Annotated in this window: 15 protein-coding genes; 4 read left to right on the top strand and 11 right to left on the bottom strand. The window is 63.9% G+C overall.

What is annotated here, in order from left to right:
- Nucleotides 1-23 precede the first annotated feature (23 nt).
- Nucleotides 24-3446: a chromosome segregation protein SMC gene (gene smc / locus IP79_RS12445; RefSeq protein ID WP_054119630.1), complete on the top strand. Its 3423-nt coding sequence runs from the start codon at nt 24-26 to the stop codon at nt 3444-3446.
- Between the two features lie 2 nt (nt 3447-3448).
- Here the strand turns inward: smc and IP79_RS12440 are convergent, their stop codons facing one another.
- From IP79_RS12440 to rpmF, 5 genes are all read right to left on the bottom strand, one after another.
- Complete coding sequence (locus tag IP79_RS12440) at nt 3449-3892, bottom strand: MerR family transcriptional regulator (RefSeq protein ID WP_054119629.1); 444 nt, start codon at nt 3890-3892, stop codon at nt 3449-3451.
- Nucleotides 3893-3927: 35 nt separating this feature from the next.
- Entirely contained in the window at nt 3928-4227 is a 300-nt protein-coding gene (locus tag IP79_RS12435) for an integration host factor subunit alpha (protein WP_197273815.1), read from the bottom strand.
- 129 nt (nt 4228-4356) lie between these two features.
- Complete coding sequence (locus IP79_RS12430) at nt 4357-5328, bottom strand: beta-ketoacyl-ACP synthase III (RefSeq protein ID WP_054119628.1); 972 nt, start codon at nt 5326-5328, stop codon at nt 4357-4359.
- Nucleotides 5325-6428, bottom strand: coding sequence for a phosphate acyltransferase PlsX (gene plsX, locus IP79_RS12425; RefSeq protein ID WP_054119627.1), 1104 nt, complete (start codon nt 6426-6428; stop codon nt 5325-5327). Before plsX ends, IP79_RS12430 begins: the two co-directional genes overlap by 4 nt.
- Before the next feature lie 38 nt (nt 6429-6466).
- Nucleotides 6467-6643: a 50S ribosomal protein L32 gene (gene rpmF, locus IP79_RS12420; RefSeq protein ID WP_054119626.1), complete on the bottom strand. Its 177-nt coding sequence runs from the start codon at nt 6641-6643 to the stop codon at nt 6467-6469.
- A gap of 240 nt (nt 6644-6883) precedes the next feature.
- Between rpmF and IP79_RS12415 the strand changes: the two genes are divergently transcribed.
- The gene (locus IP79_RS12415; protein WP_197273814.1) at nt 6884-7279 is read left to right on the top strand and encodes an MAPEG family protein; all 396 of its coding nucleotides are present in this window, start codon (nt 6884-6886) and stop codon (nt 7277-7279) included.
- A 119-nt stretch (nt 7280-7398) separates the two neighbouring features.
- Here IP79_RS12415 and IP79_RS12410 read toward each other — a convergent pair whose 3' ends face one another.
- Nucleotides 7399-8040 (bottom strand): MBL fold metallo-hydrolase, encoded by a 642-nt coding sequence (locus tag IP79_RS12410; protein WP_054119669.1) that lies wholly within the window; start codon nt 8038-8040, stop codon nt 7399-7401.
- Between the two features lie 46 nt (nt 8041-8086).
- Nucleotides 8087-8767 carry a LexA family transcriptional regulator gene (locus IP79_RS12405; RefSeq protein ID WP_082337205.1) on the bottom strand — a complete coding sequence of 227 codons (681 nt, stop codon included), beginning with the start codon at nt 8765-8767 and terminating at the stop codon, nt 8087-8089.
- 134 nt (nt 8768-8901) lie between these two features.
- Between IP79_RS12405 and IP79_RS12400 the strand changes: the two genes are divergently transcribed.
- Together IP79_RS12400 and IP79_RS12395 are read left to right on the top strand one after the other, a co-directional pair.
- Nucleotides 8902-9105, top strand: a complete 204-nt coding sequence (locus IP79_RS12400; protein ID WP_054119625.1) for a hypothetical protein — start codon at nt 8902-8904, stop codon at nt 9103-9105.
- A complete protein-coding gene (locus IP79_RS12395) occupies nt 9102-9524 on the top strand; it encodes a hypothetical protein (RefSeq protein WP_054119624.1) in 423 nt (140 codons plus the stop codon). Before IP79_RS12400 ends, IP79_RS12395 begins: the two co-directional genes overlap by 4 nt.
- Before the next feature lie 44 nt (nt 9525-9568).
- Here the strand turns inward: IP79_RS12395 and IP79_RS12390 are convergent, their stop codons facing one another.
- From IP79_RS12390 to IP79_RS12375, 4 genes are all read right to left on the bottom strand, one after another.
- Nucleotides 9569-10039 (bottom strand): hypothetical protein, encoded by a 471-nt coding sequence (locus IP79_RS12390; RefSeq protein WP_054119623.1) that lies wholly within the window; start codon nt 10037-10039, stop codon nt 9569-9571.
- A complete protein-coding gene (locus IP79_RS12385) occupies nt 10039-11481 on the bottom strand; it encodes an aldehyde dehydrogenase family protein (protein WP_054119622.1) in 1443 nt (480 codons plus the stop codon). The genes IP79_RS12390 and IP79_RS12385 overlap by 1 nt, the downstream gene beginning before the upstream one ends.
- 110 nt (nt 11482-11591) lie before the next feature.
- Nucleotides 11592-13247, bottom strand: coding sequence for an acetolactate synthase large subunit (locus tag IP79_RS12380; protein WP_054119621.1), 1656 nt, complete (start codon nt 13245-13247; stop codon nt 11592-11594).
- Between the two features lie 122 nt (nt 13248-13369).
- Nucleotides 13370-14308 carry a D-2-hydroxyacid dehydrogenase gene (locus tag IP79_RS12375; protein ID WP_054119620.1) on the bottom strand — a complete coding sequence of 313 codons (939 nt, stop codon included), beginning with the start codon at nt 14306-14308 and terminating at the stop codon, nt 13370-13372.
- Nucleotides 14309-14326: the final 18 nt, after the last annotated feature.

Genomic DNA, 14326 nt, shown 5'->3' with positions numbered 1-14326 from the left:
GGGCGGGGGCGCGGCGTAACCTGATGCAGATCCACCGGCTCAAGCTCAGCGGGTTCAAGAGCTTTGTCGAGCCGGCTGAACTGCGCATAGAGCCGGGTCTGACCGGCGTTGTCGGCCCCAATGGCTGCGGCAAATCCAACCTGCTCGAAGCGATCCGCTGGGTGATGGGCGAAACCTCGGCCAAGTCGATGCGGTCGGGCGGGATGGAGGACGTGATCTTCGCGGGCACCTCCACCCGCCCGCCGCGCGATTTTGCCGAAGTGGTGCTGCACGCCCAGGATGACGCGGGCGAGGAACTGGTTGTCACCCGCCGGATCGAGCGCGGCGCAGGCAGCGCTTACCGCGTCAACGGGCGCGATGTGCGGGCCAAGGATGTCGCACTGACCTTTGCCGATGCTGCCACGGGGGCGCACTCCCCCGCGCTCGTCAGTCAGGGCAAGATCGCACAGGTGATCGCCGCCAAGCCGGCCGAACGGCGCGCGATGCTGGAAGAAGCCGCCGGGATCGCCGGATTGCACGTCCGCCGCAAGGATGCCGAAAGCAAACTGCGCGGGGCGGAGGCGAACCTTGCGCGGCTTGAAGACCTGATGGCGGGGCTCGACGCGCAGATTGCCACCTTGCGCCGGCAGGCCAAGCAGGCCGAACGCTATACTGAACTGACCTCGAAGATTCAGGCGGCCGAGGCACGACTGCTGTTCGCCCGCTGGCGCGAGGCGGCGGCGGCGGCCAAGGAAGCCCGCGCCGCAGCGGGCGCCGCCGAAGCGCAGGTTACCGCCGCACAGGCCGCCGTTGCCGAAGCGCAAACCGAGCAGGCCGCCGCCGCGCAGGCCCTTGCCGATGCCCGCGAGGAACTGGCCGACCGCCGCGATGATGCCAGCGCCCACGGCCACCGCATGGCCGCACTTGCGGAAAAGCTCGATGCCGCAGAAACCCGCCTTGCCGACCTCGCCCGCCAGCAGCAGCGGCTGGAGGAAGACCGCGACGATGCCGACCGGCTCACCAACGCAGCGGTCGCGGCGCTGGCGCGGCTAAGCCAGGAATTGGCTGCCAGCCGCGAAGCTGTGTCCGCCGCCGAAGCCGCTCGCCCCGCACTGGCAGAAAGAACAGAAGACCGCGAACGCGCCAGCCGCGGTGCCGAACTCGCTCTGGCCAAGGCGACAGCTGATCACGCCGGGGTCGAGGCCGAATGGCGTGTGGCCGAAGCGGCGGTGGAACAGGCCGAAAGCCGCCTCTCCCGCATCCATGCAGAAGCCGCCCGCATCGCCCGCGCTCGCAGTGATCTGGCAGCAAGCGGCGATCCGGAGGCCGATGTCATTGCCGCCCGCAATGCCGCAGACGAAGCGGCAGGCGCTGTGTCAGCCTTGCGCGAAAGGCTCGCCGCCGATCAGGCGCGCAAGGGCGAATTGCAGACATTGCGCGATGATGCAGCCAGCGCGCTTGCTGCCGCGCGCGCCGAACTCGCCGGAATCGAGCGTGAACACACCGCGCTGTCCCGCGACCGCGAAGCCCGTGCCAAGCGCGAGGCCGGGCGGCAGGGGATGGCTACCGCGCTAGACCGGGTAAGCGTTGCTCCCGGATACGAGCGCGCACTTGCAGCCGTGCTGGGCCGCGATGGAAAGTCGCCCTTGGGTTCGCCTGCCACGCCGCAGGACGGGCGGTTCTGGACGGGTGCCGAAGCGCCTCAGCCTGTCACGGACAGTCTGCTGACGCGCCTCACCACCTGCCCGCCCGAACTCGCCGCGCGGCTGGCGCTGGTGCATTGTGTCGATGCCGACGATGGCCGCGTACTCGCTCCGGGCGAATGGCTTGTCACCCGCGCCGGACACCTGCGCCGCTGGGACGGTTTTGTGGCGCGCGGCGAAGGTGCTGCCGAAGCTGCGCAGCTGGAAGCCGCCAACCGTTTTGCCGAACTCGACGCCGCGTTGCCGCCGTTGCGCGAAGCTGCCGCCTGCGCCAAGGCCGAGGACAAGACCGTGCGTGAGGAACTCGGGGCGTTGCAGACTGCACTTGTCGCGCAGGAACGCGGCATCGCAGGAGCAATCGAGGCCGAGCGCCAGGCGCTGCGGCGGCTCGATCAGGCCGAAGCAGCGAAAGAACGCCTCGCTGCCCGGCTCGCCGAGCTCGCTAACAGCGCGGATGAGATCGAAACCCAGATCGCCGCCGCTCAGGCCGATGTCAGCGCTGCACAGGAAGCCCGCGCCCGCCTGCCTGCCCGCGATGCCGAACGCGCCGCGCTCGAAGCCGCGCAGGCAAAGAACGCCGCTGCCCGCGCCGGTGTGCAGGCGGCCTTGGCAGAACTAGCCGCGCAGGATCAGGCACTGGCCGTTGCGCGAGAGAGGCTCGCCGCGCAGCAGGCCGACCATGGCGGCTGGCAGGCGCGATCATCCGATGCCGAACGGCGTATGGCCGAAACCACCCGGCGGCTCGCCGAAATCGCCGAAGATCGCGCCGTCCACGCCGCCAAGCCCGCCGCCCTCACCGCCGAAATCGAAGCGGGCGAAGAAGCCCGCACGCGTTTTGCCGCAGAACTTGCCGCAGCCGAAAGCGTGATGCGCGAGGCCGAAACGCGGCAGCGCGCCGCCGACGCAGCCCTTGCCGCCCGCACCGAAACCCTCGCCCAATCCCGCGAGACCCGCGCCAGCCTTACCGCTCGCGCCGAGAACGAGGAACTGCGCCGCGCGGAAATGGCGCGCATTTCCGGCGAGCGCTTCCAGTGCCCGCCGCCGCTCCTGTGCGAACGTTTCGGATTTGACGAAACCAATCTCGCCCCGGCAGCCGACGAATCCGCCGAACTTGAACGCCTGACTGCTGCGCGCGAAAGGATCGGGCCTGTCAATCTCGTCGCCGCCGATGAACTCGCCCGGATCGAGGGCGAGCACGGTTCGAGCGCGCAGGAACAGGCTGAGCTGGTCGAAGCCATTGCGCGGCTGCGCGGATCGATCGGCAATCTCAACCGTGAGGGCCGCGAACGGCTGCGCGCCGCCTTCGAGGAGGTGGACGGGCATTTCCGGGTGCTGTTCACGCGGCTGTTCGAAGGCGGGCAGGCGCATCTGGCGCTGGTCGATAGCAATGATCCGCTGGAGGCTGGCCTTGAAATCTATGCCCAGCCGCCGGGCAAGCGCCTGCAATCGCTGTCACTGCTGTCAGGCGGCGAACAGGCGTTGACGGCAACCGCGCTGATATTTGCGCTGTTCCTCACCAACCCCGCGCCGATCTGCGTGCTCGACGAAGTCGATGCCCCGCTGGATGACGCCAATGTCGAACGCTTCTGCGATCTGCTCGATTCGATGGTGGCGACCACACGCACCCGCTACCTGATCGTCACCCACAACGCGGTGACGATGAGCCGGATGCATCGCTTGTTCGGGGTGACGATGGCTGAACGCGGAATCTCGCGTCTCGTCAGCGTCGATCTGGGCGAAGCTGCTCTGCTGGCGGCCGAGTAGCTTTACGCTCCCAGCGCGGCGGCAAGCTTTGCGCGGATGGCTTTCAAAGCAGATATGGTTTCGGCCATGTCGGGCCCTTCGGACACCATCAGCCGTACGCCCGGGCCTTCTGCAGAATTGGCACCGGCGTCGGCATCTGCCCGCCGGTCACCGCTGCGCCGCTCAACGCCGCGGCGGTCAAGATCGGACTTGGCCGATGACCGCAACACAGCCTCCGCGCCTTTCAACGTGTATCCCTCGCGGTTGACCAGCCGGTCGATCGTTTCGACCAGAGCCACATCATCCGGGCGGTAATAACGTCGCCCGCCGCTGCGCTTCAACGGCTTCAGCAGCGGGAACTGCGCTTCCCAATACCGCAGCACGTGCGGCTTGATGCCCAGCGCATCGCTGACTTCGCCGATGGTGCGCAGCGCGCCATCATCCTTGCCGTCATCGAAACCGGTCATCAAACCTCACTATTGCACACGATGCTGCGGGGCGATCAGCCCTTGGCAATGCGTTCCTTGAGCAGTTGGCTCGCCCGGAAAGTCATCACCCGGCGCGGCGTGATCGGGACTTCGACGCCCGTTTTGGGGTTGCGGCCAATGCGTTCGTTCTTGTCGCGCAGGACAAAGCTGCCGAAGCCGGAAATCTTGACGTTTTCGCCCTTGTCCAGAGCATCGGACATTTTGCCCAGAATGGCTTCCACCATTTCGAGAGATTCTGCCCGGCTGAAACCCATCTTGCGATTGATGGTTTCCGCCAGGTCTGCGCGGGTCAACGTGCCTACCGAACGCATCATGCGATTACTCCTTCGCGGCGCGACCCGATCGAAGGCTTGCAGATTACGATTTTTCACCGGATTTGCAATGCGATGCATCATAGAATGCAGAGTTTTTCGCAAATCTCTTAGCCACAGGCCAATGCGAGGTCAGATGCGGATCAGGCTTGCACCCCAGGTAAAGCCGCCGCCCATCGCCTCCAGCATCACCAGATCGCCGGATTTGATCCGCCCATCCTTGCGCGCCACGTCAAGCGCCAGCGGCACCGAAGCAGCCGACGTGTTGGCGTGGCGATCCACCGTCACCACCACCTTGTCAGGCGAAATGCCAAGCTTCTTGGCGGTAGCATCAAGGATCCGGGCATTGGCCTGATGCGGTACGACCCAATCGATCTGCTCTGCCGAAACTCCTGTTTCCTCAAGCACTTCGTTGAGAACATTGGTGAGATTGACCACCGCATGGCGGAACACTTCGCGCCCCCTCATGCGGACATGGCCAGTGGTCTGCGTGGTCGAAGGCCCGCCATCGACATAAAGCAGATCATGCTGCGCGCCATCGGCATGAAGCCGGGTGCCAAGAATGCCGGGCCCGTCCATCGGTGCGTCAGCAGGGGCCGCCTCCAGCACCACCGCGCCTGCGCCATCGCCGAACAGCACGCAAGTGGTGCGATCATCCCAGTCAAGAATGCGGCTGAAAGTTTCCGCGCCGATCACCAGCGCGCGCTTGGCCATGCCGGTGCGCAGCAGCGAATCGGCGGTGGCAAGCGCGTAGAGAAAGCCCGAACACACCGCCGCCACATCGAAAGCGATGCCGCCGTTACAGCCCAGCGCATTCTGCACCTTGGTAGCCGTGGCCGGAAAAGTGTTGTCAGGGGTGGCCGTGGCCAGCACGATCAGACCGATGCTCGACGCATCGATCCCGGCATCGGCAAGCGCCGCGCGTGCGGCAGCGGTGGCGAGCGTGGCGGTAGTTTCGTCAGGCTCGGCAATGTGGCGCTGGCGAATGCCAGTGCGCTCGACAATCCATTCGTCAGAGGTTTCAACCCGTTCCGAAAGGTCGGCATTGGTGACAACCCGGCGGGGAAGCGCCGATCCGGTGCCCAGCAGTCGCGATCCGATCACGCGGAAGCCTCGCTATCCGTAGGATTGTCCTTGGCCGCCTTGCTGCGGCCATTGCGGGTCAATGCGCCTTCACCCAGTGCGGCAAGATCATGCGCGATCCGTTCGGTCAGCTTGTTTTCCAGCAAGCGCGCCGCCACGGCCACCGCGTTGGCCACGCCCTTGGCATTGGCGCTGCCATGGCTTTTCACCACCACGCCATTGAGGCCGAGGAACACCGCGCCATTGTGATTATTGGGGTCAAGATGATGCTTCAGCAGTTCGGTGGCCGGGCGTGAAACAAGAAACCCGATTTTTGAACGAAGCGACGAGGTAAACGCCTGCCGGAGCAGATCGGTCACGAAGCGCGCGGAGCCTTCGATTGCCTTCAATGCGATGTTGCCGGAAAACCCGTCGGTCACCACCACATGGGTTTCGCCGCGGTTGATCTTGTCGCTTTCGACGAAGCCGTCGAACACCAGCGCCAGACCGCCATCCTCGCGCGCGGAAGCAGCGATCAGCATGGCTGCGGCATCGCGCAGCTCTTCGGTGCCCTTGATTTCTTCGGTGCCGATATTGAGCAGGCGGACGACAGGCTTGTCAAAGCCGTTGACGATCCGCGAATAGGCCGCGCCCATCACCGCATATTGCACCAGATTGCGGGCATCGGCCTCGGTGTTGGCGCCCAGATCGAGCATGACCACATCATGCGCCTGCAAGGTCGGCATGATCGCAGCCAGCGCCGGGCGATCAATCCCCGGCATGGTGCGAAGCGCGATCTTGCTCATCGCCATCAGCGCGCCGGTATTCCCCGCACTCACCGCAGCCCCGGCGGCGCCGGTTTTCACCGCATTGACGGCAAGGCCCATCGATGTGCTCTTGGCACGGCGGATCGCCTTGCTGGGCAGTTCGTCGCCGCCCACCACATCATCGCAATGCAGAATTTCGGAGGCCGCCCGCAGGTTCGGGTGATATTCAAGCGCGGATTCGATCCGCTTGCCATCACCCACCAACAGGAACTGGAAGCTGTCGTGATCGCGGCGGGCCAGAGCCGCGCCTTCGATCATCACGCGCACGCCTTCATCCCCGCCCATCGCATCAACGGCGATACGCGGCAGGTTCATGGTGCGATACTCCGGTTTATCGTGAGGGCCACCGGCAATCAGCCGACGGCAACAACCTGACGTCCGTTGTAGTGGCCGCAGCTGCCACAGATATTGTGCGGGCGCTTCAGCTCACCGCAGTTGGGGCATTCGTGGAATGCCTCTACCTTCAGCGAATCGTGCGAACGGCGCATGCCGCGACGGCTGGGGGAAGTTTTTCTCTTGGGGACAGCCATGGCGGCACCAATTCCTCAAATAAATGCGTCAACTCGCGCCACCGGCGCTTTGCTGGTCAAAGGTGTGATTCTCGAAGGCCGCCCTTACGGCAAGGGAAAGGCGCGCACAAGCCGTAGCAGGTACGTGCATTCCTTTGCCGGTGGCGGCGGGAAGGCGCGCGCTATAACGCAAAATTCGCGCGTTGCAACCCGCTCCCCGCCAGCCTAGCAGCGGCGGCCTGTGTTCAAGGGGATTGTTTGATGATCGTGCTTCCTGTCACGCTGGCTGCTGCGGCGGCTGCGGCTGTGCTGAATATCTGGCTGTCGATCCGCATCGGGGCGGTACGGCAGGCATTGGGAATCAACGTCGGCGATGGCGGGAACGAGGCACTGCAGCGCCGGATGCGCGCGCAGCTGAACTATGTCGAAAACACCGCCTTCGTGCTGGTGCTGATCGCCGCGATCGAACTGGCAGGCCGGGGCAGCTGGTGGCTCAGCCTTGTGGCGGCGGCATATTTCCTTGGCCGCGTGGCACATGGCTTCGGCATGGATGGCGGCAAGTGGAAGGTCGGCCGGATGATCGGCACGCTGGTGACGATGCTGGTGCAACTCGGCCTGGCGGTGGTTGCGGCGCTGGTGGCGGCGGGGGTGATGTAAAATCCAACATCGTCATTACGAGGAGCCGCAGGCTCGGTGGCGATCCATGACCGGACTTTGCGCCCGGACGCCGTGTCAGTTGATGGATTGCTTCGCCTTCGGCTCGCAATGACGAATAATCAGGACAATGCATAATCCGAAACGAACGCATTGGTCTTCCGCTCGCGCCCGAAGGTGCTGGTCGGGCCGTGGCCGGGAATGAACATCACATCCTCGCCGAGCGGCCAAAGGCGCTGGGTGATCGCATCGATCAGATCCTGATGGTTGCCGCGCGGGAAGTCTGTGCGGCCAATGCTGCCCTGGAAAAGGACATCGCCGACGATCGCGAACCGGCTCGGTTCGTGAAAGAACACAACGTGGCCGGGCGTGTGGCCGGGGCAGTGGATCACGTCGAGCGTCAATTCGCCCACCGTCACCGTGTCGCCATGCTGCAGCCAGCGGTCCGGTTCGAAACTCTTGGCGACCATGCCCCAGCGCGGGCCGTCATCGTCAAGCTGCTCGATCCAGAAGCGGTCATCCTCGTGCGGGCCTTCGATTTCGAGCCCAAGTTCCTCCGCCAGCATCCCCGCCTGCCCGCAATGGTCAAGATGGCCGTGGGTGACGAGGATCTTCTCCAGCGTAACGCCCGCCTTGGCGACGCCCTCCTTCAGCTTGTCGAGATCCCCGCCGGGATCGACCAGCGCGCCTTTCATGGTCTTGGTGCACCAGATCAGCGAACAGTTCTGCTGCAACGGCGTCACCGGGATGATGGCTGCGCGCATCGGTACGCTTTGGGGAGGCGTGGTCGGTTCGGTCATGCGAAGGGACTTAAACCCGCCCCCCCTTCCACACAACCCGTCCGATAATCGCCACCTCCTCCGCCGCGACCTCGACCGGTGGATAGGCGAAGTTCTGCGAGAGCAGCGCCACCCGCCCCGGTCCGGCGCTGGCCACGCGCTTCACCATCAGCGTGTCGCCAAGGCGCACCACGTGGATGCCATCGCGGAACGGGCGGGGGCTGCAATCGACCAGGATTTCGTCGCCGTCGTTCAATAGAGGTTCCATCGAATCCCCCTCGACCCGGATCGCGGATAGCTGCGCGCGGTCGAGGCCCTGTTCGGCCAGCCAGCGGCGCGAAAAGCGGAAGGTATCGAACGCCGCCTCGCCACCCGCCACCCTGCCCGGCCCGGCTGATGCGCCGAGATCGAGGCGTGGCACATCCACCCAATCGCCCGATTCGCGCTGTTTAGGGGCTTTCGCATAGGAATTATCCTGCGATTCGCGCAATTCCTCCTCTCCCACGCCGAAGAACTGCGCGAGCTTGGCGCGGTCTTGCTCCTCAAGCTTGCGGGGGCTGCCTTTGCGAATGAATTGCTGGAGATACGAGGGATTGCGCCCCAACAGATCAGAGAGCGCGGCGAGACTCACCCCCCGTTCCAGCGACAATTCGAGCAGTCGCGCGCGCGGGCCAGAGAGCATTTCGGCAGTATTCTGTTGGGTTTCCTTCATGGGCACTTCCTACACGAAGGATTTTTCCTAGACAAGCCCGGAAAAAGCTGGAACATTTCAGGAACATCGGGCGATTCGCACGATGCGAAATACCACTGCCGCCACTCTCGCAAGCTTCAACAGGGACGCAAACCATGCTGCTTCGGACGATCGAAACCTTCCTGCGGACACATTCCATGCCCGCCACCAAATTCGGGCGATTGGCCGCCCATGACCCGCGCTTCGTGCTCGATCTCAGGATGGGGCGCATCCCCCGTCCCGATACAGAATTGCGCACCCGCGCATGGATGCAGGGCTATGCCGACCGCGCGGCTGCGCAGATGAAGGAGGCTGCATGATGCTGACCACAAGCCTGCGCGATCCGTTCGCTCATATCTTTGCCGATTTCGACCAGATCGAGATCAAGTCCGCGCCAGCCCCCGCCTCACCCGCGTTCCGCGCCCGTCGCTCCACGGCTGACCGTGTGCGGACGGCCCTTAAGTCCATAGCGGGCGGGCACGGCGCGCTGCTCTCGCATGACGAGAAGGCCTGGGCGTCGATCACCTTTTCGGGCACGCGCCACGAGGTGCGGCTGGAGTTCTGCGGCGCTGAAGCCGTGGTCGGCGGCGAGGAACTGATCGAGCGCCTGCCCGATCACGAATTCTCAATCCCCGGACAATTGGTGGCAGACGCCACCATCACCAAGGTCGATCACCGCTTCGGCGCGATGGAGCGGCTGGAGGTAACGGCGGTGTTGTTGTTGCTGGAAGAGGGGTGACGACCAAAGCCCCGCCCTTTTCCGGGCGGGGCCAGCCAATCCGGTCAGGGGATCACACGATACTTGCTGTCGATCACAGCGCGGGCCGGTGTGTCTTTCACAATCCGTGCGGGAAAGGCGCGCTTTTCGCCACCCGCAAACTCGAACAGCACGAAATAGGTGTCCGCATCGGACGATGAAACCTTGGTCACCGTGCCCTGCTGATCGGCAATCACGTACCATGTGATGTTTTCAGGAGCAGGACGCCGCCCGGGGGCAACATCATTCTCCCATGTGCCGCTGCCATCGGCTTCAAGCTTGACACAACCGCTGCGGGCGTCGGGTGCAGGGCTGCCGTTCTCGCACAGATTTTGCCCCACAAACACCGCCGGGAAATCCTCATGCCCGCCAAGATAGCCGTTTACTGGCTTATCGCGATAGGTGAGCGGCGTGAGTGGGCCAGCCAATGTTGGTGCGGCCACCATTGCAGCCGCGATTGCCACCAATGCCAGCGGCTTTGCACGTCCTTTTACCACTATGTTTCCCTCCTGATCACCAGATTCCTGATCTCGCTCATGTCTTCCATTGCAAAGCGGATGCCTTCGCGGCCCAGCCCGGAATCCTTCACGCCCCCGTAGGGCATGTTGTCCACGCGGTAGCTTGGCACATCATTGATCACCACGCCGCCGACATCAAGCCTGTCCCACGCATCGAACATCTGGAAAAGATCGCGGGTGAAGATGCCCGCTTGCAGCCCGAATCTGGAGTTGTTGACCTCCTCCAAAGCCTTTTCGAAACTGTCAAAGCGTTGCAGGATCGCGAGCGGGCCAAAGGCTTCCTCGTTCTTCGCCTTGGCGCCATCCGGCACGCCTTCGAGCAAGGTCGCCTCCAGCATGTTGCCGCGCGACAGGCCTCCGCCGCACAGCAGGGTCGCGCCCGCCTCCACCGCCTCGTCGATCCAGCCTTTCAGCCGCTTGGCCTCGCCTTCGGAAATCATCGGGCCGATGAAAGTGTCACGGTCCTTGGGATCCCCCGCCACCAGCGTTTTGGTCTTTTCGACCAGCATGGCTTTGAAGCGGTCATACACATCATCATGGATCAGGATACGCTGTACCCCGATGCAGGACTGGCCCGACTGGTAGAACGCGCCGAAGATCACGCGCTCCAAGGCATCGTCGAGATCGGCGTCCCTGTCGATAATCACCGCCGCATTGCCGCCGAGTTCGAGGATTACCTTCTTCTTGCCCGCCTTGGCCTTCAGATCCCAGCCCACCCCCGGCGATCCGGTGAAACTGAGCAACTTCAACCGTTCATCGGTGGTGAACAGATCGGCCCCGTCGCGGGCAGCGGGCAGGATCGAGAACGCGCCTTCGGGCAGCACGTCGCATTCCGCCAGCACCTCACCCATGATGATCGCGCCGAGCGGGGTCTTGCTGGCAGGCTTCATCACGAACGGACAGCCCATCGCAATCGCGGGCGCGATCTTGTGCGCGGCAAGATTCAGCGGGAAGTTGAACGGCGAGATGAAGCTGCACGGCCCGATGGGGACGCGCTTCCACATCCCCATATAGCCCTTGGCCCGCGCCGAAATGTCGAGCGGCTGGACTTCGCCGTAGTTCCGCACCGATTCCTCGGCGGCGATGCGGAAGGTATCGATCAGGCGGGTGACTTCGCCCTCGGCATCCTTGATCGGTTTACCCGCTTCAACACACAGCGCGTAGGCCAGTTCATCGAACCGTTGGCGGAAACGCGCGACGCAGTGCATCAGCACGTCCTGCTTTTCGTAAGAGGCCAGCCGCGCCATGGGCTCGGCCGCGCGCACTGCACCGGCAATCGCCTCTTCGATCACATCGGGCGTGGCGAGCGCGGTGCGGAAGGCGACTTCGCCGGTGTATTTATCCGTCACCTCAAGATCGGTGTTGGGCTGCGCGGCCTTGTTGTTGAGGTAGAGCGGGTATGTGTCTTTGAGTTTGGGCATTTTTCATCCTCCGTTCGGGCTGAGCCTGTCGAAGCCCTGCCCTGCTTCGGTTGCGCGGCTTCAAAAGAAGGGCGGCCCTTCGACAGGCTCAGGGCGAACGGAAGGGATTGTTACAATTCCTTGCTCAGCCGCTTGATATCGTGGTTCAATATCTGGTCGTTCTCGGTGTAATCAACCGGGCAATCGATCAGATGCACCCCCGGCGTGGCGAGACAATGCGTCAGCAGATCGGTGAGGTGCTCGGCTGACGTCACCCGGTGACCGAGAGCGCCATAACTTTCGGCATATTTGACGAAATCGGGGTTGCCATAAGTCAGGCCGAAATCGGCAAAGCCCATGTTCGCTTGCTTCCAGCGGATCATGCCATAGGCATCGTCGCGCAGGATCAGCACGGTGAGGTTCAGCCCTAGCCGGACGGCGGTTTCCATCTCCTGGCTGTTCATCATGAACCCGCCGTCACCGCAGATCGCCATCACCTTGCGATCCGGATAGAGCATCGCGCTCATCATCGCGGAAGGCAGGCCCGCGCCCATCGTCGCCAGTGCATTGTCGAGCAGCACGGTGTTGGGCAGATAGGCCGCATAGCCGCGCGCGAACCATATCTTGTAGACCCCGTTATCAAGGCAGATGATCCCGTCTTCCGGCATTGCGCCGCGCACCTGCGCCACCAGATGCGGCGGGAAAATCGGGAAGCGCGCATCATCGGCCAGAGGCGCAGTGTGAGCGACTTCGGCCGCGCGGTATTCCAGCATCCGGCGGAAATCCCACCGGCCTTGCGGCACGATGTCCTCCTTGATCTGCCAGATGGCGTTGGCGATATCGCCGATCACCTCCACTTGCGGGAAGTAGACCGGATCGACCTCTGCCGTGCGGGTCGAAACGTGGATCACCGTCGGCCCGCCCGCGTGCATGAAGAACGGCGGCTTTTCGATCACGTCGTGGCCGATATTCACGATGCAATCGGCATCCTCGATTGCGCGGTGGACGAAGTCCCCGGCCGAAAGCGCCGCGCACCCGAGGAACAGCGGGTGGCGTTCATCGACCACGCCCTTGCCCATCTGGGTGGTGACAAAGGGAATGCCCGTCTTGTCGATCAACTGGCGCAGCATCCGCCCGGTCATCTTGCGGTTCGCGCCCGCGCCGATCACCAGGATCGGGGCCTTGGCCTGTTCCAGCGCCAGCACCGCCTGTCGCACCGCCTTGACCTCGGCCGAAGGACGCCGCGCAAGGCTGGCCGGGATCGGCCGGCTGGCGGTCTGTTCCTCGGCAATATCCTCGGGCAGCTCAAGATGCACCGCGCCAGGCTTTTCCTCCTCGGCCAGCCGGATCGCCTCGCGCACGCGGCTGGGGATGTTGTCGGCGCTGGCAAGCTGGTGGGCGTATTTTGTGATCGGCCCCATCATCGCTACCACATCAAGGATCTGGAACCGGCCCTGTTTGGATTTCTTGATCGGTTTCTGCCCGGTGATCGCCAGCGTCGGCATTCCGCCCAGCTGCGAATAGGCCACCGCCGTCACCATATTCGTCGCGCCCGGCCCCAACGTGGCGAGGAACACCCCGGTCTTGCCGGTGTGCCGACCGTAAGTGGCCGCCATGAAACCCGCGCCCTGTTCGTGGCGGGTCAGGATCAGCTTGATCTTTTCAGACTTCGACAGGCTTTGGAGAAAATCGAGGTTTTCTTCCCCCGGCACACCGAAGATATATTCCACGCCTTCTGCCTCAAGGCATTCGACGAAAAGGTCCGATGCTTTGCTGGTCTCGCTCATGCCTGCAATTTCCCCCCATGAAATTCACGCTGCCGACCAGCTTTCCTGCCCGGCGCCGCGATGATGGGCGCTGCGCCGGGGAATGTCTTGCCGAAACGCGCCAGACCGCGTGGGGGGTGCGATCAATACCCCAGCCGCGGGTCGAACACCGGTGCGACCGGCTCTCCGCGCAGATATTTGCCGAGATTGTCGAGGAAGCGGTCGCCGCTGCGGATGAACATCTGGCTTTGCGCGCGGCCCGACAGGTGCATCGAGATATGCGCATTGTCCAGCGCCCACAGCGGATGATCGGCGGGCAGTGGCTCGGGCGTGGTTACATCAAGGAAAGCGCCGCCGATCGCCTTGCGCTCCAGCGCGGCGACCAAGGCGGGCTGATAGATCACAGAGCCGCGGGCGATGTTGACGATCACGGCGTCGGATTTCATCGCGGCCAGTTCGCTTGCGCCGATCATGCCTTCGGTTTCGGGCGTTGCGGGCACGGCGAGTATCACCCAGTCGAACTCGCCCAGCCGGGCGCGCCATTCATCCGGGCCGAGAGTGTTGTCGCCGGGGCTGCGGCGCACCACCGAAACTTCGACATCGAAGGCTTCGAGACGCGGCTGGATGAGCTTTCCGATCGCGCCGTAACCCAGCAGCAGCGCCTTCGATCCTGCCAATTCGCGCTTGCCGGGGCTGTCGAGCAGCCATTCGTGCCGGTCCTGTGCGCGCACCACATCGCGGTAACCCTTGGCGATGTTGAGCATCCCCATCACGACATATTCGGCGATGGTGATAGCGTTGATCCCCGCCCCGTTGGTGACGGTGACCCCGCGCTCGATCAGCACATCCATCGGAAGAAAATCGAGCCCCGCGTAGATCGAATTGAGCCATTTCAGCTTTTTGGCGGCGCGCAGGGTTTCAGCCATCGCGGCCTGATCGTTCATGTCGAACCAGCCGATTTCGGCTTCGGCAACGGCGGTTAGCGCCTCCTCGGCAGACATGAACCAGCGCACGTCGAGGCCTTCGGGCAGGCGGTGTTCAAGCATCGGGCGGATCAGGCCGGAGATGGCAGCGATGGTCATAATGTCTCCCCTCCCCCC

Source organism: Porphyrobacter sp. AAP60, from assembly GCF_001296025.1.
In the GTDB taxonomy this organism is placed as follows: domain Bacteria; phylum Pseudomonadota; class Alphaproteobacteria; order Sphingomonadales; family Sphingomonadaceae; genus Erythrobacter.
The sequence above is the reverse complement of the archived record's forward strand: the minus strand, read 5'-3'. Positions and strand labels throughout refer to the sequence as shown.